Consider the following 20,258-nt stretch of genomic DNA (forward strand, 5'->3'; position numbering starts at 1 on the left):
GGGCGAGTCCGCGGGGGAGCGATGAGTACGACGGATGCCGGGACGGTGGCGATCACACTGACCGAGGCCGAGCTGGACCGCCATGTCACGCACGCGGCGACGCGCGGCCTGCTCGCGGGTCCCGGGCTGCCCGCCGTCACCGATGTGCTGACCTTCTCACCGCTGCGCGCGTACGGCCTGCGCACCCTCGCGGACGCCGCGGACGGGCCCGCGCAGCTCGCCGAGGAGCTGCGGGACCGCCTGGTGATAGGCGAGCTGCTCAGCCCGGCCGGCATGGAGCGGGAGTCGATCCTGCTCGACGGCGACACGGGCGAGGTCACGACGGCGTATCTGCACGACCCGTCCGCGTGGCGCCCCTTCGCGCCCTCCCTGGCCACGCTGCTGCGCTTCGCCGCGGTCACCGAGGAACTGGCGGGCCTGCGCGGCCGGTTCGCCTCCCTCGCGGGCCAGTACGGCCCCCAGACGGTCGCCGAGGCCTCGCGCCGCCTCCTCGCGCTGTTCGAGGAGGGCACGGACGGCCGGGTGCCCCCGTACTGGAAGGCGGCGGCGCTGATCCGTCCGCTCGCCCTGGCCGCGGGACCGGGCACGGCGTCCGGCCTCACCCTGGACCTCCCCGCGCGCGTCCTCGACCAGGAGTTCGGGCACGGCCGGGTGGCCCGCTTCGAGGACGTCGACTTCCCGGCCACGCTCACCCACGAGCCGACCCGCCGCTTCCTGCGCGAGACCGGGCTGCCCGAGGAAGCGGTCCTCTTCTTCGCCGACCCGGACGCCCCGCTGCCGACCCTGCGCGAGTACTTCACCCAGGACCACGGCGACTACCCGCTGGCCGAACTCCCCGCCCACTGCGACCACTTGATCCGCCTCGGCTACCTGGTGGAGGACAACAGCCTGGTGGTCGACGGCCGTACGGGCGCCGTCCTCACCTTCTCCGAGCCCGAGGCCGCCCTCTACCCCCTCAACACCGACGTCTCCACCCTCGCCTTCACCCTCTGGCTCCTCCACCACGAACGCACCATCGACCAGCACCTGTCCCACGAACTGACGACGGCGTCCTACGACCAACTGGCCGCCGCGATGCTCCACACCCTGACCACGATCGACCCCACGGCCACCCTGCCGGGCACCACCTGGCACTACTGGACGCAGACGTTCCAGGACGAGGCGGGCGGGGTGCTCTGATGCCGTCGAGCGCGGATCTCGCCGCGTGGGTCGGCGCCGTGGGCACCTGGGCGGCCCTGGGCGCCGCGGTCTACGGAGCGCGCGCCGCGTTCCACATGATCCGGGTCGAGCGCGAGCGGGACCGCGAGCAGGAGCGTCAACGGCAGGCGGACCAGGCCTCCAGCGTCGCGGTCTGGCTCGGGCGCGCGTTCGGCGGCGACCACTCGGACAGCCTGGCGACGAGCGTGGTGCTGTGCCGTGAGAGCTTCTTTCCCGACATCTACCTGGTGAACAGCTCCCGGCTGCCCGTCTACGCGGTCGGGGTCTTCGTCTGGGTCGACTTCAGCGACCGCCCGATCCGCTGGCAGGACCGCGTCATCCTCCCGCCGACGCCGGAACCCGTGATCGCCAGCGCCTACCTGGACGCGGCCCCCGACGCCGCACCGGTCATGGAGCGCGTCGTCGGCGTGAGCATCGCCTTCCGCGACGCCGAGGGAACGCACTGGCAGCGCACGCGTGACGGGTCCCTCCACAGGATCGACCCAGCCGACGCGAACCAGCGAACAGGAGTCGCCGACGGCCACCGCTTCGTCCAGCCCCAGAACCTGGAGGACGTGGACCTCCCCGCGGCCGGACCTGAACCCGCGTAACTCCCCGAGGGCGGAGCTCCGTGGGGTTCGGTTGTCGTCTCTGGAGGCCGTGGCGGGAATCGAACCCGCGTAACTCGCTCTGCAGGTTTGTCTGCTCTGGTCAGAGCTTGATCCAGTCCCGTCCGTCGATGTCCAGAGCCATACGGATGTTGCGCCCAGAGGAGCACGGTGAACAGCCCTGGACGGCAATGTACGGCAATGAACGAGACGGAAACTGAGACGGCCGGAGCGTCCCTGCGACACCGTCCTCGCTGGCGAGACGCCCACTGGTGGCCAGTCGGCGAACGTCAACTGAGACGAAGCACGCCGCGGTCGGCGAATGGCAGGGGCTGTTCATCCCCTGACCTTGCGCGTAGCCGTATGGGGGCGTTCAGGGGGTTCACCGGACACGTCAGGAGGGGTGCGCGTACCGCAGTGAACGGTGGCGGCCCTCGGCGCCTTGGAGAAGGAACAGGACAACGGGCAGCGCTAGAGATCCCACCGAGGCACTTGGGCCAGCTCTGTCATTCAGGGCCCGCTGAAGTCAGCCCTGCGCGAGGATGGGCCTGTGATTGGGATGGTTCGGGCAGAAGCCCAGGTCATACCCGGAGAATCCAGGTGGTTCAGGACCGTGGCTCATGGTGCCGATCCGGTCCCGACGAGAAGCGAAGGAGTAAGATCGTGCAAGTCTGCGAGGGGTGTGGCCGGTCCCATCAGGGACTGTACTTCGGCTCCGGGATCGGCGAAGCGCAGTGGTGGTGTTGGCGCTGTCAGAGCACCGACCAGAAGGAACTGGTCAGGTCTCTGGATGAGCGTGCCCGGGGCGTACTCAACCGTGACGAGGACGGCGTCCTCTGGCCCTACGGCCCGAACGTCTACGTCCCAATGCGCGCAAGCCTGCTGGACTGGGCGAACCAGCACGATCTCAAGATCGGCAACACGGGATGTTCTTCTGGGTTGCATTGGCTCGACAAGGGCCGCTGCGCCAAGAGGGAGTGCCTAGGCAAACCGGAGTTCTACGACCATACGACCACTTGGCTTTCCCGGAACTCCGGGAGGCCCGCTCTTGTCTTCAACCAGCCGTATGGGCAAGTGGACCTGGCCGAGGTTCGGGAGTCCATCAGAGAGTACCCGTCTCTCACGGCTGAGGTTGGGCCGGAAAGCTGGTACGGCGGCGACACGACCAGTATCTACATCTGGAATGAGGGCAACCGCGCGTAGGCGGTTCGGGGGCCACGACAACCTCACACCGAAGGGCCCCACCTTACGGTGGGATGCTTCGGCATCGTGCTCGGTGAGGTGCTGGCGGGGAAGACTAGAACGACGGTCGGGCAGCAGTCGGGTACCGCCCGGACCGGGGGCAGGTCCGGCGGGAGACCAAGAACACGAAGTCTCCGGTGGGCCGTCGTGCGGTGCCGCTCCCGGGCCCGCTGGTCGCCACGCTCCGGCAGCCCGCCGAGGGGTAGGAGCGCGAGTGCAAGGCCGCCAGCAGTCTGGCGTGAGGGGTTGCCCCAACACGCTTTCCAAATGTTCGTACGGGGGTCCGGGCGGAGTCGTATGCGTCCTGACCTGCGGCGGAGCGTTCGGGGTGGCCCCGTCCGGACTGGGCCGGACGGGGGTGAATGCAACCAGAACTGCAACCAGACCCTGCTCCGTTTGGCAGCGGTTGCGTGTCACCTACCGGCCGACCAGCGAGGGCGGTCAGCCAGTCGGCGCAGGGTGTCGAAAGACAGCACCCCGCGCGTCTCCACATCGACCTTGGTCGCCTGGAGCGCCTGCGTAGCAGCCTTGCTGAACATCGTTGCCAGCCGGCCGCAGAGCTTGACGGTCGACATCTGCCGCAACTCATCATGCGCTGGAGGGGAGTAGCGACCCAGGTACTTCGAAGCGTTTTCCTCTCCGCGGACGCGTTCCAACAGGATGGAACAGAGGGCGGGGGCATCTTTGGCGGCCGCGTCGTGGGTCTGGGTGCTCAGCGCCGCGGCTGACTTGGCAAGGCTCACCAGCGCGTAGCCTGCCCGGTCCTTGTCAAGCGTGAAGCCGACATGGTCATCCAGCGCTAGAGCCGCGAGGCCGGCCGATGTCTGGGTCTCCGCTTCGTCCCGGAGCGAGATCGAGAACTCCACAAGGAACGCCCTGACCGCCCCGTGGTAGTCGTCGTAGTCCGTAAGCTCAGGCGCGAGATTTCTAGCGTAGGCACCGGCTCTCTGCTGCCCTTCCAAACGAAGGGCCCGCAGCAGGGACACCCGTGACTCGAGGATCTTGCGGCCGGTGCCCTGCACTGCTCCCTTCGCCGCCCACACTGACTCGGGTGCCGACAGGGAGCGGGACAGCAGGTAGGCATCGCGATAGCCCTCGAGGGTTGAAGCCTTCTTCACCAGGCGCTCTCCGCCAGCTTGGCCCACAAGTTCGTAGACCTTCGAGGCGGTTTCTTCTCGGTGTAGGTAGTCGACCACCGTCGCAGCGATGGAGGGATGCCGGCAGTAGACACGGTTGCCAGCGAAGGTCACTGCGGCCTCCCGGCCGAGCGTTTGCAGGATCTTTCCGTCGGCGAAGACGGGGTCGAGCCCCGCCATGGCCGCGATCACCGACCTGCTTGCCCCCTTGCCGCGGTTGCCGTCCGTGTCGAGCGCGTGCTGCATCACGCAGATGCCCCCGAAGATGTCGCCAAGGTCGACGGAGTCCGTCAGCTTGATCTCGTGCAGCTTGCGCACCAGATCCTCCACACGGGCACCCAGACTCGCCCCGTACCGGACATCGAGAACCGCTCCGAAGAGCGTGTTGCTCTCGGCGGCCATGGCGCCGGCCGAGGCCGCGAGGCGCTCCGCGACGGTGTCGATTTCCTGGCTGCCGTTCGGCAGCAGTCCAAGCCCCTGCCAGGTCAGGGCGATGTTCCTGGCGTCGTCGTTGGTGATGCCGTGGAACAGGACGTCCTCGATCCACGGTCGTAGCGTCGAACCGGCGCCCTGCCACCACAGCCGGTCTTGGCTGGCGAGCAGAAAGGCGATGCCGGACCCCTCGGACGCCCAGACGTCCTTCGTGGACGCCAAGTCGTCCGTGATCAGGTCGGCCTCGTCGACGCAGATCAGGCTCTTTCCGGCCGCGCGGACGTCGTTCAGCCAGTCCTTGGTCAACCGCGGTGCGCCCGGTTCCCGCCACAGCACGTTCCACTCAGGTCTTGAGCTCGCCACCCCGTGCGCCACCTGGCGCAGGGCCAGGGACTTGCCCTCGCCGAGCGGACCGATGGCCACCGCACCGCCGCCACCGCCGACCCGCAGGCATTCGACCACCTTCTGCTCCAAGGAGGCCGTTGAACTGAGCACGGGCCAGCAGCCCGGCGCGGCGTCCGCCCACACCGGCTGGCTGCCCTCCGCGAAGGCCGCCGGCTGGTACGAGGCCGAGTCAGCCAAAGTACGCGGCACCCGCGAGTAGCCGTAGTGAGAAGCGGTCTCCTCGGTTTCTGTCTCGTCCTGCTCCACCTCGTCGGTGAATAGTTCGTGCCCGTCGACACCGAGGTAGAGGGTGAAGCCGGGAGCACCCACGAAGTCACCCAGAGCGCCGCTCGTTACAGCCGCGGCATCTGTTTCATACGCCGCCCAGAGAACCTCTGCCTCCAGCAGGTCGGCCTTGTTGTCGAGGACCTGGCTGCGCATGCTTCTCATGAAGCTGTCGAGCCACCCGCTGTAGCCCACCACCAGCACGACCGAGTTAGTGAGCAGCCGTCTCAGCACATCGTCCAGGCCGGGGCGGGCGGAGGTGATCCTTGTCGGTACGTTGCTCGAAGCCTTGCCGGTCCAGTAGCCGTGAATATGCAGCACGGGGTGGGCGATGGCTTCGTCCAGCTGCGCCATCGCGGGGACGGTGTCGGTTGGAATCGGGATCGGCATCGCTGGAATGCCGACCTGACGGAGGGCGATCTCGATCAGCGGGTCGAAGTTTGTCGTGATGATCGGGCCCCGTGCTCGCCCGCTCAGCGACGCAAAGAACTGCGCAAACCGCTGGTACCCGCGGGGAATGAGCCACTTTCCCGTCCTCGCGTACTCTCGGCAGCGCTCCTCGTCCCTAGCGACATCCGCCACATCCTTCTCATGCACGTCGGGGCACGCCTGGAGCACAGCCTTCCGGATCGCCCGCATGACCGTCGGCTCACCTGCCTGCTTGGTCAACACTGCCGCCGCATTCTGGTACTTGAGGCCGGGGTCCGCGGCGTCGGTGACGGTCTCGTCGAACCTGGCCAGGCCCGCCTTCGGGACGTGCTCCCGGAAGATGTCCGTGAGCTGGGGGACGCTGGGGAGGACCTCGCTGCTGATCCCCGAACCGAAGACAGTGACAAGGCGACGGTCGGCCTCCTCTGCCAGGAACCGGAGGCGGATCTTGAGGTCGGTGATGTCGCCGAAGTCGATAGGACCCATGAACCGATCCAACCACTGCGGCTCGGGAGGTGCACACCTCTCGTTGCGCCCCCACGCCACACGAATGATTTCAAGCCACCTCTAAATGGCTCTGGTTCGCCGATCACGGATAGGGCGGCGACCCTTATGATCAGCCCGTGTCGGGTCCGAGGCAGAGGGGACGCCACCGTTGAGTCCGTTGCAGCTCGCCATCACAGCGATCCTCACAGTCGCTGGCATCGCCCTGCAGATCTGGTCGTCCGCGCCGAGTCGCGCCGAGCGGCAGTACGCCCTCCAACTCCCCTCGGTCCTTCTGTATTCACTTGCCGCAGCGCTCTTCCTGTTCTCGATCTTCCCGGACTCGATGACGGAGGGTAGGGCGTTAGGGTTCGGTCTCAGCGGCGCGGCGGGATTCGCCGCCTTCTTCATGCTGATCTCCTTCACTTGGCTCGCCAAGACCCGTCGACGGGACGAACTGACCGCCCAGTTGAAGAAGGCCCAGCGCGAGAACACCTCGCTGCGGCGACAGTTGGTGGGTGAACGCTCCACGGGAGAGGGCCCGCGACCGCTCGCTCAGTCCACTCGGTATGACGTCCCCCTACGTGGCAGTAGGCGGCATCGGATCGGTGTGGTCACGGGAAATATCGCGAACGTGCATGGCGTCGATGTGTGGGTCAACCCAGAGAACACCCGCATGGAGATGTCCCGCGTTGACGAGCCGACCGTTTCCGCCGCGATCCGCTATCACGGGGGTCGTCGGGACGACGCCGGACATCTGATCGACGACATCATCGCCAAAGAACTTGTCGAGCGGATGGCCGGCCGGCAGCACGTGTCGGCGGGCCAGGTGCTGGTCACCGGGCCGGGCGAGCTGCTGGAGAGCCATCAGGTCCGGAAGATCGTGCATGTTGCCTCGGTCGAGGGGGAACCCGGCTCTGGCTACCGCCAGGTGATGGACCTGGCGCGGTGTGCCCGCAACATCCTGTCTGAGGTTGATCGGCTTGCCGAGGCTGGGGAGCCACTGCGCTCGGTCGTCCTGCCGCTGCTAGGAACCGGCGGGGGCAACAGCGATCTACAGCGCACTGTGGATACCCTCCTGGCAGCCACCGTGAGCTACTTCGAAGCCCATCCCGCGTCTCGCATTCGGATTGTCTATCTGCTGGCGTACACGGACGTGCAGGAGGCCCTCTGCCGGACTGCCCTCGACGAGCGTCCCGAACTTTCGACGGGGGCCTGAGCCGCGTATCGCCATGGCGGCAGGGACTTACTCCGGGGCTCCCGGTCGGGGGCGGGAAGGCAGGGCCGTCGGCCGGTTCGCTGGAACGGTAGGCCCGCTGCCGCTCGGCGCATCCAAGGTGATCAGCTACCACCTGTCCGCCTGTATACTCTCGTTCGAAAGTGCTTGCCCTTGGGCTTGCATAGAGTTTTTCGGTGACCATAGCGGTGGGGAAACGCCCGGCAACATTCCGAACCCGGAAGCTAAGACTGCCAGCGCCGATGGTACTGCGAGGGGGACCTCGTGGGAGAGTAGGTCGTCGCCGATATCTGCTTGAGGGCCGCTCCGCCTCGCGGGGCGGCCCTCGTTGGTTATTCGTGAGTGTCGCCGTAGGGGCCGAGGAAGCGCTCGCCGTTGAAGTGCACCATGTGCGTCTCCTCTTCCGCGACCCAGACTTCCGTTTCCCACGCGATGTCGGCTGCGAACTGTCGGAACTTCTTCTTCGTCTGGAAGGCAGTGACGAAGACCAGCCCCGGGCGCGCTCCCTCGAAGAGCTTCTTGAGCTGCGCGACCCGTAGACCGTTGACCGGCCCGGTGGAGGTGACTGCCTCCACGAGCACCAGCCAGTCCCTGTCCGTGTAGTGGATGACCACGTCGGGCATCTTGCCGTGGGCATCCACGACCACGCCGAGCTCTGCGAGGTACTCGGGCTTGTTGACAATCCACTTGGAGCCCGTGTCGCCCAGGTAGACGACCGTGCCTCCTGGGGTGAACTGCGATGCGAAGCGTTCGACGACAGCCCCGATGAGTTCGCTGTGCTCGCCAGGGCTCAGCTTGACCTCCGTTCCGTCAGGAAGTTTGACGGGCACTCGGTGAACCGACCTCTCAGCGGCCCACAACTCGATCAGCTTCTTCCATTCGGCGTGGAATTCGTCGAGCGAGTCTTGCCATGCCGAGGTCCCGTAGGTCGTCAGCGCCTTTATGGCCAGTTGGCTCGGGTGGTATCGATTGTTCTTGTCGTTCGTTGCTCGTCCTGGGGCGTCAGAATTTTTGACGAGGACGCCGGCATCGATGAGCTGGTGGACGGATTCCTTGCGCACGGACTCGCGGCTGTTCGGTGCGTACCTGCTCGGGTCCTTCGTCCCTTTCGGGATGTCGGGATAGTGGACGGCCATCCAATCCATGCACTCGGTGATGCCGAGGGTGTTAGAGCTCGCCTCCGCCCATTCCTGATCCGGGCGGAGGTCCAGCATCGCAAGCAGGACCAGTGCGGTCCGGGTGTTCTGCTGCTTCGCGGGCATCCCTATAGAGGCGAGAATTTCCTTCGCCTCTTTGAGCTTCTTTTCTTGCTGTGCCTTGGTCACTCGCTGGCCCTCCCCAGCCACATCGATGCAGTGAGTGCGGCTCAGGCTACAGGGCCTCCGGGGGGCGCTGCCAGGTGATGGGGACACACCTTGAGGGGCGGCAAGATTCCGCCATGCCCGACCTTAATCAGCCATTCTGTGGCCGTGCTCGCGGACGCTACGCTTCGCCGGACGAGGCGGTCTCATCCAACTCTAGGTGACGTTCGACGAGATCGTCGAGCTTCTCTTGATCGGGCCACCCATCCTCTATCCACTCGCCACCAATGGCCTGCAGCTGAGCTTCGCTTGGGTAGCGGAGGTTCCGTAGGTCGGTCGCGTTCACCTGTGTGTGGCCGCTGAATCGACGAATGAGCCGGTCTAGCAGGGTGGAGTTGAGCCAGAAGCAGAGACCGCGTGCGACGTCCCGGGGGAGTCCGGCCCCTGCCCTGTGGAACACGTTTACGTGGTTCTCGAATCCAATCCGGGAGTGTGGTGCCACTTCGGGATCGAAAACGGTAGCGACCACACGGCGCTTCTCCTCCTTAGAAGAGAGCCGCTTCACTACGACGTAATAACCAGACGGGAAAGTCATCTTTTCGGTGTCTGGGGTGAGTATAATCGCATTGTTTTTCTTGGCGCCCGGTACGGGCCAATGGATTCCGCCGTTACGCATGTGAAGCGGGTAGATGAGGGGAACCGCTCCCTCCTCTGGGTCGGCTCGCAGGTGCTCCTTGGAGCGAAAGTCCACCACGCGCCCCGTCGAAACCTGACAGTCGATTTGTGTGAGGGTGGCGGGAAGGTTGGCGTGAGTAGCCGCGAGCTGCGCGTCTTCCTCGTCTGCGCTGATGTGGATGAAGTGCTCGCCATCATCTGGATGCACCATCTCGCTGTACTCCATCGAGCGGCTACGGATTTCGCCGCCGTAGCTTTGGCTTGAGGAAACGACGATGGGGCCTCGGTCAGGTTTATCGGTGCGTGTCGCCGAGAAGATCACGTTCTCCTGGAGCACGTCTGTATCGGCGAATACCTTGTTTCGCGATTCAAACAGGTGCACGCGGTTAATGTGCATGCGGTCCAGAAGATACTTGCGGAACGGCCGGAAGTAAGGGCCATTCGCAAAGCTTCGGGGCGTGATGGCGACGAGCTGGCCGCTTGGAGCGAGGAGGCGGATCCCCAGTGCCATGAATGCCGAATAGAGGTTCGAGGTCTCTGTGCAGGCCGCAGCGACTGCTCTCCGCTCACGTGAGTTGGCGGCCAGCTTCTTGTACGGGGGGTTCATGACTACGAGGTCGAACGGACCCCGATCCTCACCGAACAGCCCTGCATCCTCGGTCGCCCAGGTGATGAAGTCGTCCTTCACCAGGGTAGTCTCTACCCATCCGCCGGCCGTTCGGGCCGTGCTCGCGCAGTCTTCCAACGTTGCAGAGAGGGTCTCGTGAAGCTGTGGGTCGTTCTCGCACGCGGTCACGGTGATCTGGGCTCGTGGCTGCTTCCGGAGGATGCGCGATACGACCGAGGCGGTCAGAGACCCCGCCCCGGCACCGGGGTCGAGGAGCCGAATCGGGGCTGCGCCGTCCAGCCTCGCCAGCGAGGCAATGAAGTCCGCAGCGGGGGCAGGCGTGAAGTACTGACCGCGCTTCGCACGCTCCTTGGGGTCAAGAGCCGAAGATGACTCCTGCCTCCTCGCTTCCGTGCGGGTCACAAGATCCGTTTCCGCTGCTGCTACCTCTGTTGCCATGGGCATAGCGTAGCCAGGTCGCACCGGATTCCGATGAGCCTGTGGAAAACCCTTCGCATGATCGCTTCTGCCGGAATCACGGCTGCTCGCCGAGGGCGGCAAAGTGCAGAGCGAAGCTATCGGTCAGACTTGCGAGCACGGCCTTTCCCTTGGCGGGGGTAGCGAGGGACGGAAAGCCAATGACTCCGGATTCGGTATAAGCCCTCATTCCTTGGACGAGGAGATGGACCGCCGCCATGGTCCGTGTTGGCCTCGATTCTTCAGAGGTCGTGGGTGCATGACCAGGTCGTTGGTTCGCCCTGTTTGTTCCGCGTGATCGCGGGCGGGGCCTTCGCATGTCGCTGCGGCTGCACCCAGCTCGCGGCCGGGTTCAGCGTCGGGATCGCTACCGTCTACCGCTACGTCGCCGAGGCGGTCGAATCCTGGCCGCTGTCGCCCCGGACCTCGCCACGGCCGCCCGCACCGCCGCACGCAGGGCGTTTGTCATCCTCGACGGCACCCTGCTGCCTATCGACCGGATCGCCGCCGACCGCCCCTACTACTCCGGGAAGCATAAGAAGCACGGCATGAACGTGCAGGTCATCACCGATCCCTTCGAGCGGCTGCTATGGGCCTCGCCCGCCCTGCCCGGCGCGGTACACGACATCAAGGCCGCCCGCACCCACGGCATCATCGAGGCGCTGGCCGAGGCCGGCGTCCGGTGCTGGGCGGATAAGGGGTACCAGGGTGCGGGCGGCACCGTGCGCGTCCCCTACCGCGGCCGCTGGGAGAAGATCTCCGCAGGCCAGAAAGCCGTCAACGTCTCCCACGCCAAGATTTGCGCGGTCGGCGAGCAGGCGATGGCCACCCTGAAGTCCCGGCGGCTGCTGCGCAAGCTCCGCTGCAGTACCACCCGCATCACCGACCTGGTCAAGGCCGTACTCGCCCTCCACCTGGCCGGATAAGCGGGCCCTGCGGCTTCGACCCGAGCAAAAGCCCTGGTCCACGGGCCGGGGATCGGCGATGCTGCCCCCATGCTGCTTCCCGCCGTCAGTACCCAGACGGAGCTGATCGAGGTCATCCGCATCACCGCGGCCATGCGCAACCCGTTCTCGGACGCACTGGCTGGCGAGGACACCGCGCTGTGGGAGGCGGAGCAGGTCCGAGAGGTCCTGGTGCTGATCACCGAGCTACCCGAGGGCGAGCGGCAGCGTTGCTTCGTCCCTGGCTGAGGCATCCGGGCCCACAGTGCCACGGCCCTCCTCTTCGAGCTCGCCTTCTGTTTCCGATGTCACGGCGCCCGCCTGTGGGGACCCGCGGTCCCCGACGAGCAGCAGGGCATCCAGACCTTCGATCCGGACAGCACCCCCGGCCGTTCGCTTCTTACGCGGTTTCGAGCCACCGGGCCGAGCTGAACCCGTACCAGTAGACATCCGCCACCAGCACCGAACGATGCAGCAGGTTGGAAAGAGCTCAGTGGAGGCCGTGGCGGGAATCGAACCCGCGTAACTCGCTTTGCAGGCGAGTCCCTGAACCACTCGGGCACACGGCCGTGTTGATGGAACGACCGTAGAGCCGCGGCTCGGGAGGGCTCAAGGGAAACGGCGTGGCCGCAACGTGACTGCCATACGGCGTTCACAGGAGGCAGGGGAGAGGAGGGAGCCGGGACAGGAGTCATCGGGGGTTGCGGGCCTTACCCTGGCGGGCATGAGTGTCCTGGGATCCCGTGCCGACGACGTCGTGGTGGCGGAAGACTTCGAGCAGGACGGCGGGGTGCTGGGCCGGGCCTACCGGGCGCTGAGCGTCGGCATCGTCTCCGTCGTGTTCCTGATCGCCTTCGAGGCGACCGCCGTCGGCACCGCGATGCCCGTCGCGGCGCGCGAGCTGCACGGCGTGGCGCAGTACGCCTTCGCGTTCTCCGGGTTCTTCACCACCAGTCTCTTCGGCATGGTCCTCGCCGGTCAGTGGGCCGACCGCCGCGGCCCGCTCGCCGCGCTGACCACCGGCATCGGCGCCTTCGCCGCGGGCCTGGTGATCGCGGGCACCGCCCGGGTGATGTGGGTGTTCATCCTCGGCCGGGCCGTGCAGGGCCTAGGCGGCGGGCTGGTCATCGTCGCGCTGTACGTGGTCGTCGGCCGCGCCTACCCCGAGCGGCTGCGGCCCGCGATCATGGCGGCGTTCGCGGCCGGCTGGGTCGTGCCGTCCGTCGTCGGCCCGCTCGCCTCCGGCGCCGTCACCGAACAGCTCGGCTGGCGCTGGGTGTTCCTCGGCATCCCGGTCCTCGTCGTGCTCCCGCTGGCCCTCGCCCTGCCCCAGATACGGCGCCGGGCGTCGGGACCGGTCGACGCGGACGCCGCCGCGGCGCCCCTGGACCGCCGGCGCATCCGGCTCGCCCTCGGTATCGCCCTCGGCGCCGGACTCGTCCAGTACGCCGCCCAGGACCTCCGCCCCCTTTCCCTGGTTCCCGGCGTGGCCGGCGCCGCCCTGCTGGTGCCCGCCGTCCGCGGCCTGCTGCCGCGCGGCACCTACCGCGCCGCCCGCGGCCTGCCCTCCGTGGTGCTGCTGCGCGGGGTGTGCGCCGGCTCCTTCGTCGCCGCCGAGTCCTTCGTGCCGCTGATGCTGGTCACCCAGCGCGGCCTGTCGCCCACGCTGGCCGGACTCTCGCTGGCCGCGGGCGGCGGCACCTGGGCGCTGGGCTCCTGGCTGCAGTCCCGGCCGCGCCTCGCGCCGTACCGGGAGCGGCTGATGACCGTCGGCATGGTCCTGGTCGTCGCCGCGCTGGTGGCCGCGCCGAGCGTGCTGGTGCGCTCCGTGCCGGCGTGGACGGTGGCCGTCGTCTGGGCCTTCGGCTGTCTCGGCATGGGCCTGGTGGTCTCCTCCACCAGCGTCCTGCTGCTGCGGCTGTCAGCGCCGCAGGAGGCCGGGGCCAACTCCGCCGCCCTCCAGATCTCCGACGCCCTCTCCAACGCCCTCCTCCTCGCCGCCGCGGGCGCCGCCTGCGCGGCCCTCGGCGGCGGTACCTCCGCGACCTCGGGGTCCGCCTCGTCCCACCCCGCCGCCTTCGCCGCCGTCTTCCTGCCGATGGCGGTGGTGGCGCTGGCGGGCGTGTGGGTGACGACCCGCTGCGGGAGCGAGGAGCCGGCGGTCGCGGAGGCGGCGGGCGTTGTGACGTGAGTCCCACCCGGCGGTGACCCGGTGCCGTTCGGGGCCGGAGGGGCGGGTGGCGCCGGTAGGGTGGCCCGGTTGTCATACGTAGCCGACTGAACCTGACCACGGAGACCGTGACTACTACCGCCGCTTCCTCCCACCACCTTTCCCCCGCCTTCCCCGGCCGCGCGCCCTGGGGTACCGCCGGCAAGCTGCGTGCCTGGCAGCAGGGGGCGATGGAGAAGTACATCCAGGAGCAGCCGCGTGACTTCCTCGCCGTCGCCACGCCCGGCGCCGGCAAGACCACCTTCGCCCTGACGCTCGCCTCGTGGCTGCTCCACCACCACGTGGTGCAGCAGGTGACCGTGGTCGCGCCCACCGAGCACCTGAAGAAGCAGTGGGCCGAGGCGGCGGCGCGGGTCGGGATCAAGCTCGACCCCGAGTACAGCGCCGGGCCGCTCGGCCGGGAGTACGACGGCGTCGCCGTCACGTACGCGGGCGTCGGCGTGCGGCCCATGCTGCACCGCAACCGTGCCGAGCAGCGCAAGACCCTGGTGATCCTGGACGAGATCCACCACGCCGGCGACTCCAAGTCCTGGGGCGAGGCGTGCCTGGAGGCGTTCGAACCGGCCACCCGGCGGCTCGCGCTGACCGGTACGCCGTTCCGCTCCGACACCAACCCCATCCCGTTCGTGACGTACGAGGAGGACAACGCCGGCATCCGCCGCTCCTCCGCCGACTACACCTACGGGTACGGCTCCGCGCTCTCCGACGGCGTCGTGCGCCCGGTGATCTTCCTTTCCTACAGCGGGCAGATGCGCTGGCGCACCAAGGCCGGTGACGAGATCGCCGCCCGGCTCGGCGAGCCGATGACCAAGGACGCGGTCAGCCAGGCCTGGCGCACCGCGCTCGACCCGCGCGGCGAGTGGATGCCGAGCGTGCTGCGCGCCGCCGACCAGCGGCTCACCGAGGTCAGGAAGGGCATCCCGGACGCCGGCGCCCTCGTCATCGCCTCCGACCAGGACTCCGCCCGCGCGTACGCCAAGCTGATCCGCGAGATCACCGGTACGAAGGCCACGCTCGTCCTGTCCGACGACGCCGGGGCCTCCAAGCGCATCGACGACTTCAGCGCGAGCACGGATCGCTGGATGGTCGCGGTGCGCATGGTGTCCGAGGGCGTCGACGTGCCCCGCCTCGCGGTCGGCGTGTACGCCACCACCATCTCCACCCCGTTGTTCTTCGCGCAGGCCGTCGGCCGTTTCGTACGGTCCCGGCGGCGCGGCGAGACGGCCTCCGTCTTCCTGCCGACGGTGCCCGACCTGCTGACCTTCGCCAACGAGATGGAGAAGGAGCGGGACCACGCCCTCGACAAGCCGAAGAGGGAGGGCGAGGAGGACCCGTACGCCGAATCCGAGAAGGAGATGGAGGAGGCGAACAAGGAGCAGGACGAGGACACCGGCGAGCAGGAGCAGTTCTCCTTCGAGGCGCTGGAGTCCGAGGCCGTCTTCGACCGGGTGCTCTACGACGGCGCCGAGTTCGGCATGCAGGCGCACCCGGGGAGCGAGGAGGAGCAGGACTACCTCGGCATCCCCGGACTGCTGGAGCCCGACCAGGTGCAGCTGCTGCTCCAGAAGCGGCAGGCCCGGCAGATCGCGCACAGCAAGAAGCGGCCGGACAGCGAGGCCGACCTGCTCGAACTGCCCGCCGAGCGGCGTCCGATCGTCTCCCACAAGGAGATGATGGAGCTGCGCAAGCGGCTCAACACGCTCGTCAGCGCCTATGTCCACCAGAGCGGCAAGCCGCACGGGGTGATCCACACGGAGCTGCGCCGGGTGTGCGGCGGGCCGCCGAGCGCGGAGGCGACGGCGGGACAGCTCAAGCAGCGGATCGACAAGGTGCAGGAGTGGGCGACGCGGATGCGGTGACGTGAGGCGTCGGCGGTAGTTACGCTGCCGTACGTATCCGGACGAATACCGTCAGTCTGCCTTCGTCGTTGACCGGATTCTGGACGAAGGCTTCCGCTGAGCGAACCCGCTTCGCTAATGTCCCGCTACGCATACGCCCCGTGGCAGTGCCGCCGCGGAGCGCAGCCGTGAAAGCGACAGGGTCCGGAGCCGCCGGGCCGTCCTGCCGATCGGCGGCCTCTGGAGCGCGTCGCCGACGGGACTCGGTGACGCATTTTCCGCTCGGGGGCTCGCCGACCTCACCGCCGAAGGAGTGGGGGTCGTGACCGCGGAGACCTCTCAGACGCTCGACCGGGGACTGCGTGTCCTCAAGCTGCTCGCCGACACCGACCACGGGCTCACCGTCACCGAGCTGGCCAACAAACTGGGCGTGAACCGGACCGTGGTGTACCGGCTGCTCGCCACGCTGGAGCAGCACGCTCTGGTACGACGTGATCTCGGCGGCCGCGCCCGGGTGGGGCTGGGGGTGCTGCGGCTCGGGCGCCAGGTGCATCCGCTGGTACGGGAGGCCGCGTTGCCCGCGCTGCGGTCGCTGGCCGAGGAGATAGGCGCGACGGCGCACCTCACGCTGGTCGACGGCACCGAGGCGCTGGCGGTGGCGGTGGTCGAGCCGACGTGGACCGACTACCACGTGGCGTACCGGGCGGGCTTCCGGCACCCGCTGGACCGCGGCGCTGCGGGCCGGGCCATCCTGTCCGCCCGGCGCTGCCCCACGGCGGAGCCGGCGTGCACCCTGACGCAGGGGGAGCTGGAAACGGGCGCGTGCGGGGCGGCCGCGCCGCTGGTGGGGGTCACCGGGGTGGAGGGCAGCGTGGGCGTGGTGATGCTCGCGGACTCCGTCCCGGAGCGGGTCGGGACGAGGGTGGTGGAGGCCGCCCGGGAGGTGGCGGAGGCGCTGCGCTGACGAGCCCGGCGAGGGGCGCCGGGACACCGCGGCGCCGCACGTCCCCCCGTCACGTAAATTGAACCCGTGCTCTCACGTCTCACGCGCCGCCAGGCCCTCGTCCTGTGCGCGATCCCCGTGGTCGCGCTGATCGCCACCGCGGGGTTCGCGCCGCTGCCGTTCTCCGTGGCGCAGCCGGGGATGACGGCGAATGTGCTGGGGGCGAACCGGGGCGCGCAGGTGATCACCGTCAAGGGCGCCGAGACGCGCCGGACGAACGGGCAGCTGAGGATGGTCACCATCGAGGCCACCGGCCCGGACGCCCGCCTCTCCCTCGGGGACGTGGTCGGCAACTGGTTCCGCACCGACCGGGCCGTGATGCCCCGCGACGCGGTCTACCCGAGCGGCGACACCCTCAAGGAGATCGAGCAGCACAACACGGCGCAGATGCGGCAGTCGCAGGACGCGGCGACCAGCGCGGCGCTGAAGTACCTCGGCCTGAGCCCCGACAAGGTCAAGGTCACGCTGAAGCTCGCGGACGTGGGCGGCCCGAGCGCGGGCCTGCTGTTCACGCTGGGGATCATCGACAAGCTGCACGGCGACGGCCAGGGCGGCGACCTCACCGGCGGCCGCACCATCGCCGGTACGGGAACCATCGACGCCGCCGGGAAGGTCGGCGCGGTCGGTGGCGTGGGCCTGAAGACACAGGCCGCCCGCCGGGACGGCGCCACCGTCTTCCTGGTCCCGAAGGCCGAGTGCGCCGACGCCCGCGGCCAACTGCCCAAGGGCCTGCGCCTGGTCCCGGTCACCACCCTGAAGAGCGCGGTCGACTCCCTGCACGCCCTGGAAACCGGAAAGGGCGCGGTACCGAGCTGCTAGGGGGGTGTCCGGCGGATCTTGGCGCAGACGCGGGGTCCGGCACGCCGATCTGCGGCGTTGTCGGCGGTCGCCGACTCCCCCACGCTCGGCTTCGCTCGCGCGGGGGCACCCCCATGCGTCGACTCCCTCCTCCGCCTTGCGTCTCGACGCACCAGACCCCGCTCACCTGGGTCAAAACCGTGCCGTGACTTCCCTCCACCAAGATCCGCCGGACACCCCCCTAGCGCGCGAGCGCCGCGACGGGGCGGGGTGCGGTGACGAGCCGCAGTCCCAGCCCGACCAGGGTCCAGCCGACGCGCGTCCGCAGTTCCGTCGCAGGCTTCACCGCGGCGGCGAGACGGTCGGCGGCGGCCCTCGCGTGGAGGTCCGCGCGGTGCTGCTGGGCGAGCTGGGCTTCGAAGTCCATGGCGTGCCTCTCATTCGGGTCGGTTCACGTCACCTCGGTGCGAGGTGGGTCACTGCGGGTCGATCGGGAACAGGTGCGTGTGGACGCGTACCTGCTGCGCCTCGGGGGTGTCCGCGTCGGGCACCCGGTTGCGGTAGCCGTCGACCAACTCGTGCATCTTCTCGATGAGTTCGAGCGCGAGTTCGGGCGTGAGCCGCAGCGTCATGTCGCTCATGTCGGTGGCCCGGGACCACGCCGGCGACAGCTTGTCCCGGGTGCCGAGCCAGGTGGCCAGCTCGCGGGTGTGCCGGGCCGCGCCCTCCTGGAGGAAGACCTCCGTCAGACCCCGCACCTCGGGGCCCGCGTCCTCGAAGTCCGCGCTGTCGTACGCCAGCGGCCGGGCCGATGCCCGCCACCACCGCTCCCGGCCCTTGCCGTGCTCCGGGGCGTCCTCGACGAAGCCGTGGTCGGCGAGCTGGCGCAGGTGATAGCTGGTCGCGCCGCTGGACTCGCCGAGCCGCTCGGCCAGCTGGGACGCGGTGGCGGGCCCGTGGATCCGCAGGCTGTCCAGCAACTGCATCCGCAGAGGGTGGGCGAGCCCGCGGAGTGAGCGGGCATCCAGCCGACGCGGTTTCGGGGTCTCGTGCTCCGTCATGCGTACAACGGTAGCTATGCAAAGCCTTCTTTGCAACGCCTCTTTTGCATCGACTTCTTTGCATCCCTGGTCCTCATGTCAGCCGCCTCTCGGGGTGCTCACTCCTCCGCCGCCTGTTCCACCAGGGGGATGATCCGCAGGGGGACCGGGTTCTCCATCACGATCGCCGTGGAGGCGCGCACGATGCCCTCGAAGCCGACGACCCGGTCGATCACCCGTTGCAGGTCGGCGTTCGAGCGGGCCACCAGGCGGCACAGCATGTCTCCGCTGCCGGTCGTGGTCAGCAGCTCCAGTACCTCCGGCACCGTCGCCAGGTAGGCCCGTACGTCCGCGCCCTGGCCCTGCCGGATCTGGAGCGTGGCGAACGCGGTGACCGGGTAGCCGAGGGCCGCCGGGTCGACCTGGGGGCCGAAGCCGCGGATCACGCCGTTCGACTGGAGCCGGTCGAGCCGGGCCTGCACGGTGCCCCGGGCGACCCCGAGCCGCCGGGACATCTCCAGCACGCCGATGCGCGGCTCCCGTGCCAGCAGCACGATGATCCGTCCGTCCAGATGATCGATTGCCACGGCCCCTCCCAGGGGTGGTCATCCTGTACAGAAAGCCCGAGGAAAGGGCCGCTTCACCCAGCAAGTTGCCCAGTGAATACGGAAACTATTGCGCACCTTGCAGAGTCCGGTCACGCTTCCGCTATGACGCAGACCACACAGCACACTCCCGACACGACCGCCCGGCAGGACGACCCCTTCCCGGTCAAGGGAATGGACGCGGTCGTCTTCGCCGTGGGCAACGCCAAGCAGGCGGCGCACTACTACTCCTCCGCCTTCGGCATGAAGCTGGTCGCCTACTCCGGACCGGAGAACGGCAGCCGCGAGACCGCCAGTTACGTCCTGGAGAACGGCTCGGCCCGGTTCGTGTTCACCTCGGTGATCAAGCAGTCCAGCGACTGGGGCCGCTTCCTCGACCAGCACGTCGCCGAGCACGGCGACGGCGTCATCGACCTGGCCATCGAGGTCCCGGACGCCCGCGCCGCGTACGAGTACGCCATCGCGCAGGGCGCCCGCTCGATCGAGGAGCCGTACGAGGTCAAGGACGAGCACGGCACCGTCGTCCTCGCCGCGATCGCCACCTACGGCGAGACCCGCCACACCCTGGTCGACCGCTCCGGCTACGAGGGCCCCTACCTCCCCGGCTACGTGGCCGCGCAGCCGATCGTGCCGCAGCCCGAGCACCGCACCTTCCAGGCCATCGACCACTGCGTCGGCAACGTCGAACTCGGCAAGATGAACGAGTGGGTCGGGTTCTACAACAAGGTCATGGGCTTCACGAACATGAAGGAGTTCGTGGGCGACGACATCGCCACCGAGTACAGCGCGCTGATGTCGAAGGTCGTCGCGGACGGCACCCTGAAGGTGAAGTTCCCGCTCAACGAGCCCGCGGTCGCCAAGAAGAAGTCCCAGATCGACGAGTACCTGGAGTTCTACGGCGGCCCCGGCGTCCAGCACATCGCGCTGAACACCAACGACATCGTGCAGACCGTCCGCGACATGCGCGCGGCCGGCGTCGAGTTCCTCAACACCCCCGACTCGTACTACGAGACCCTCGGCGAGTGGGTCGGCGACACCCGGGTGCCCGTGGAGACGCTGCGTGAGCTGAAGATCCTCGCCGACCGCGACGAGGACGGCTACCTGCTCCAGATCTTCACCAAGCCGGTCCAGGACCGGCCGACCGTCTTCTTCGAACTCATCGAGCGGCACGGCTCGATGGGCTTCGGCAAGGGCAACTTCAAGGCCCTGTTCGAGGCGATCGAGCGCGAGCAGGCCAAGCGGGGCAACCTCTAAGCAGCCAAAGGAGAGCGGCGGCCTCCGCGAAGGCCGCCGCCGCCACGACGGGG

At 68.3% G+C, this 20,258-nt stretch carries 16 protein-coding genes, 1 tRNA gene, 1 rRNA gene and 2 pseudogenes; 13 read left to right on the top strand and 7 right to left on the bottom strand.

The window, feature by feature from the left end:
- Positions 1-21: 21 nt before the first annotated feature.
- The 4 genes and pseudogenes from AB0927_RS00385 to AB0927_RS00400 form a co-directional block, all read left to right on the top strand.
- Positions 22-1,179: an SUKH-4 family immunity protein gene (locus tag AB0927_RS00385; protein WP_366665218.1), complete on the top strand. Its 1,158-nt coding sequence runs from the start codon at positions 22-24 to the stop codon at positions 1,177-1,179.
- Complete coding sequence (locus tag AB0927_RS00390) at positions 1,179-1,808, top strand: hypothetical protein (RefSeq protein ID WP_366665219.1); 630 nt, start codon at positions 1,179-1,181, stop codon at positions 1,806-1,808. Before AB0927_RS00385 ends, AB0927_RS00390 begins: the two co-directional genes overlap by 1 nt.
- A gap of 660 nt (positions 1,809-2,468) precedes the next feature.
- A complete protein-coding gene (locus tag AB0927_RS00395) occupies positions 2,469-3,008 on the top strand; it encodes a hypothetical protein (protein WP_366665220.1) in 540 nt (179 codons plus the stop codon).
- A gap of 104 nt (positions 3,009-3,112) precedes the next feature.
- Positions 3,113-3,235: pseudogene (locus AB0927_RS00400) on the top strand (site-specific integrase); the annotation flags it as partial.
- Between the two features lie 225 nt (positions 3,236-3,460).
- On the opposite strand, the gene AB0927_RS00405 reads toward AB0927_RS00400, so the two are convergent.
- Complete coding sequence (locus tag AB0927_RS00405) at positions 3,461-6,199, bottom strand: SIR2 family protein (RefSeq protein ID WP_366665221.1); 2,739 nt, start codon at positions 6,197-6,199, stop codon at positions 3,461-3,463.
- 178 nt (positions 6,200-6,377) lie between these two features.
- Between AB0927_RS00405 and AB0927_RS00410 the strand changes: the two genes are divergently transcribed.
- Positions 6,378-7,415 (top strand): macro domain-containing protein, encoded by a 1,038-nt coding sequence (locus AB0927_RS00410; protein ID WP_366665222.1) that lies wholly within the window; start codon positions 6,378-6,380, stop codon positions 7,413-7,415.
- A 190-nt stretch (positions 7,416-7,605) separates the two neighbouring features.
- A 5S ribosomal RNA gene (rrf, locus tag AB0927_RS00415) occupies positions 7,606-7,722 on the top strand.
- Between the two features lie 43 nt (positions 7,723-7,765).
- Here the strand turns inward: rrf and AB0927_RS00420 are convergent.
- Entirely contained in the window at positions 7,766-8,758 is a 993-nt protein-coding gene (locus AB0927_RS00420) for a BsuBI/PstI family type II restriction endonuclease (protein WP_366665223.1), read from the bottom strand.
- Positions 8,759-8,915: 157 nt separating this feature from the next.
- Positions 8,916-10,475, bottom strand: coding sequence for an Eco57I restriction-modification methylase domain-containing protein (locus tag AB0927_RS00425; protein WP_366665224.1), 1,560 nt, complete (start codon positions 10,473-10,475; stop codon positions 8,916-8,918).
- Between the two features lie 339 nt (positions 10,476-10,814).
- Between AB0927_RS00425 and AB0927_RS00430 the strand changes: the two are divergent.
- Together AB0927_RS00430 and AB0927_RS00435 are read left to right on the top strand one after the other, a co-directional pair.
- Positions 10,815-11,419, top strand: a pseudogene (locus AB0927_RS00430) (transposase family protein); the annotation flags it as partial.
- Positions 11,420-11,488: 69 nt separating this feature from the next.
- On the top strand, positions 11,489-11,686 hold the full coding sequence (locus AB0927_RS00435; RefSeq protein WP_366665225.1) for a hypothetical protein: 198 nt from the start codon (positions 11,489-11,491) through the stop codon (positions 11,684-11,686).
- Positions 11,687-11,931: 245 nt separating this feature from the next.
- Here the strand turns inward: AB0927_RS00435 and AB0927_RS00440 are convergent.
- Positions 11,932-12,006, bottom strand: a tRNA-Cys gene (locus AB0927_RS00440).
- A gap of 155 nt (positions 12,007-12,161) precedes the next feature.
- Here AB0927_RS00440 and AB0927_RS00445 point away from each other — a divergent pair.
- From AB0927_RS00445 to AB0927_RS00460, 4 genes are all read left to right on the top strand, one after another.
- A complete protein-coding gene (locus tag AB0927_RS00445; protein ID WP_366665226.1) occupies positions 12,162-13,628 on the top strand; it encodes an MFS transporter in 1,467 nt (488 codons plus the stop codon).
- 107 nt (positions 13,629-13,735) lie between these two features.
- Entirely contained in the window at positions 13,736-15,526 is a 1,791-nt protein-coding gene (locus AB0927_RS00450; protein WP_366665227.1) for a DEAD/DEAH box helicase, read from the top strand.
- A gap of 301 nt (positions 15,527-15,827) precedes the next feature.
- Positions 15,828-16,469 (top strand): helix-turn-helix domain-containing protein, encoded by a 642-nt coding sequence (locus tag AB0927_RS00455; protein ID WP_366665228.1) that lies wholly within the window; start codon positions 15,828-15,830, stop codon positions 16,467-16,469.
- Positions 16,470-16,535: 66 nt separating this feature from the next.
- On the top strand, positions 16,536-17,327 hold the full coding sequence (locus AB0927_RS00460) for a S16 family serine protease (protein WP_366665229.1): 792 nt from the start codon (positions 16,536-16,538) through the stop codon (positions 17,325-17,327).
- A gap of 220 nt (positions 17,328-17,547) precedes the next feature.
- Here the strand turns inward: AB0927_RS00460 and AB0927_RS00465 are convergent, their stop codons facing one another.
- The 3 genes from AB0927_RS00465 to AB0927_RS00475 all read right to left on the bottom strand — a co-directional run bounded on the left by AB0927_RS00465 (position 17,548) and on the right by AB0927_RS00475 (position 18,933).
- Positions 17,548-17,733, bottom strand: a complete 186-nt coding sequence (locus AB0927_RS00465) for a hypothetical protein (protein ID WP_366665230.1) — start codon at positions 17,731-17,733, stop codon at positions 17,548-17,550.
- A gap of 49 nt (positions 17,734-17,782) precedes the next feature.
- Positions 17,783-18,367, bottom strand: coding sequence for a winged helix-turn-helix domain-containing protein (locus AB0927_RS00470; protein ID WP_366665231.1), 585 nt, complete (start codon positions 18,365-18,367; stop codon positions 17,783-17,785).
- A gap of 98 nt (positions 18,368-18,465) precedes the next feature.
- Positions 18,466-18,933: an Lrp/AsnC family transcriptional regulator gene (locus AB0927_RS00475; RefSeq protein ID WP_366665232.1), complete on the bottom strand. Its 468-nt coding sequence runs from the start codon at positions 18,931-18,933 to the stop codon at positions 18,466-18,468.
- A gap of 123 nt (positions 18,934-19,056) precedes the next feature.
- On the opposite strand from AB0927_RS00475, the gene hppD reads away from it, so the two are divergent.
- Entirely contained in the window at positions 19,057-20,205 is a 1,149-nt protein-coding gene (hppD, locus tag AB0927_RS00480) for a 4-hydroxyphenylpyruvate dioxygenase (protein ID WP_366665233.1), read from the top strand.
- The last annotated feature ends 53 nt before the right edge of the window (positions 20,206-20,258 follow it).

Source organism: Streptomyces sp. NPDC048106, assembly GCF_040706415.1.
GTDB lineage: Bacteria > Actinomycetota > Actinomycetes > Streptomycetales > Streptomycetaceae > Streptomyces.

Coding starts and splice junctions, on each gene's coding strand:
- AB0927_RS00385 (WP_366665218.1), top strand. CDS start 22: ATGAGTACGACGGATGCCGGGACGGTGGCGATCACACTGACCGAGGCC.
- AB0927_RS00390 (WP_366665219.1), top strand. CDS start 1,179: ATGCCGTCGAGCGCGGATCTCGCCGCGTGGGTCGGCGCCGTGGGCACC.
- AB0927_RS00405 (WP_366665221.1), bottom strand. CDS start 6,199: ATGGGTCCTATCGACTTCGGCGACATCACCGACCTCAAGATCCGCCTC.
- AB0927_RS00425 (WP_366665224.1), bottom strand. CDS start 10,475: ATGGCAACAGAGGTAGCAGCAGCGGAAACGGATCTTGTGACCCGCACG.
- AB0927_RS00435 (WP_366665225.1), top strand. CDS start 11,489: ATGCTGCTTCCCGCCGTCAGTACCCAGACGGAGCTGATCGAGGTCATC.
- AB0927_RS00445 (WP_366665226.1), top strand. CDS start 12,162: ATGAGTGTCCTGGGATCCCGTGCCGACGACGTCGTGGTGGCGGAAGAC.
- AB0927_RS00465 (WP_366665230.1), bottom strand. CDS start 17,733: ATGGACTTCGAAGCCCAGCTCGCCCAGCAGCACCGCGCGGACCTCCAC.
- AB0927_RS00470 (WP_366665231.1), bottom strand. CDS start 18,367: ATGACGGAGCACGAGACCCCGAAACCGCGTCGGCTGGATGCCCGCTCA.
- hppD (WP_366665233.1), top strand. CDS start 19,057: ATGACGCAGACCACACAGCACACTCCCGACACGACCGCCCGGCAGGAC.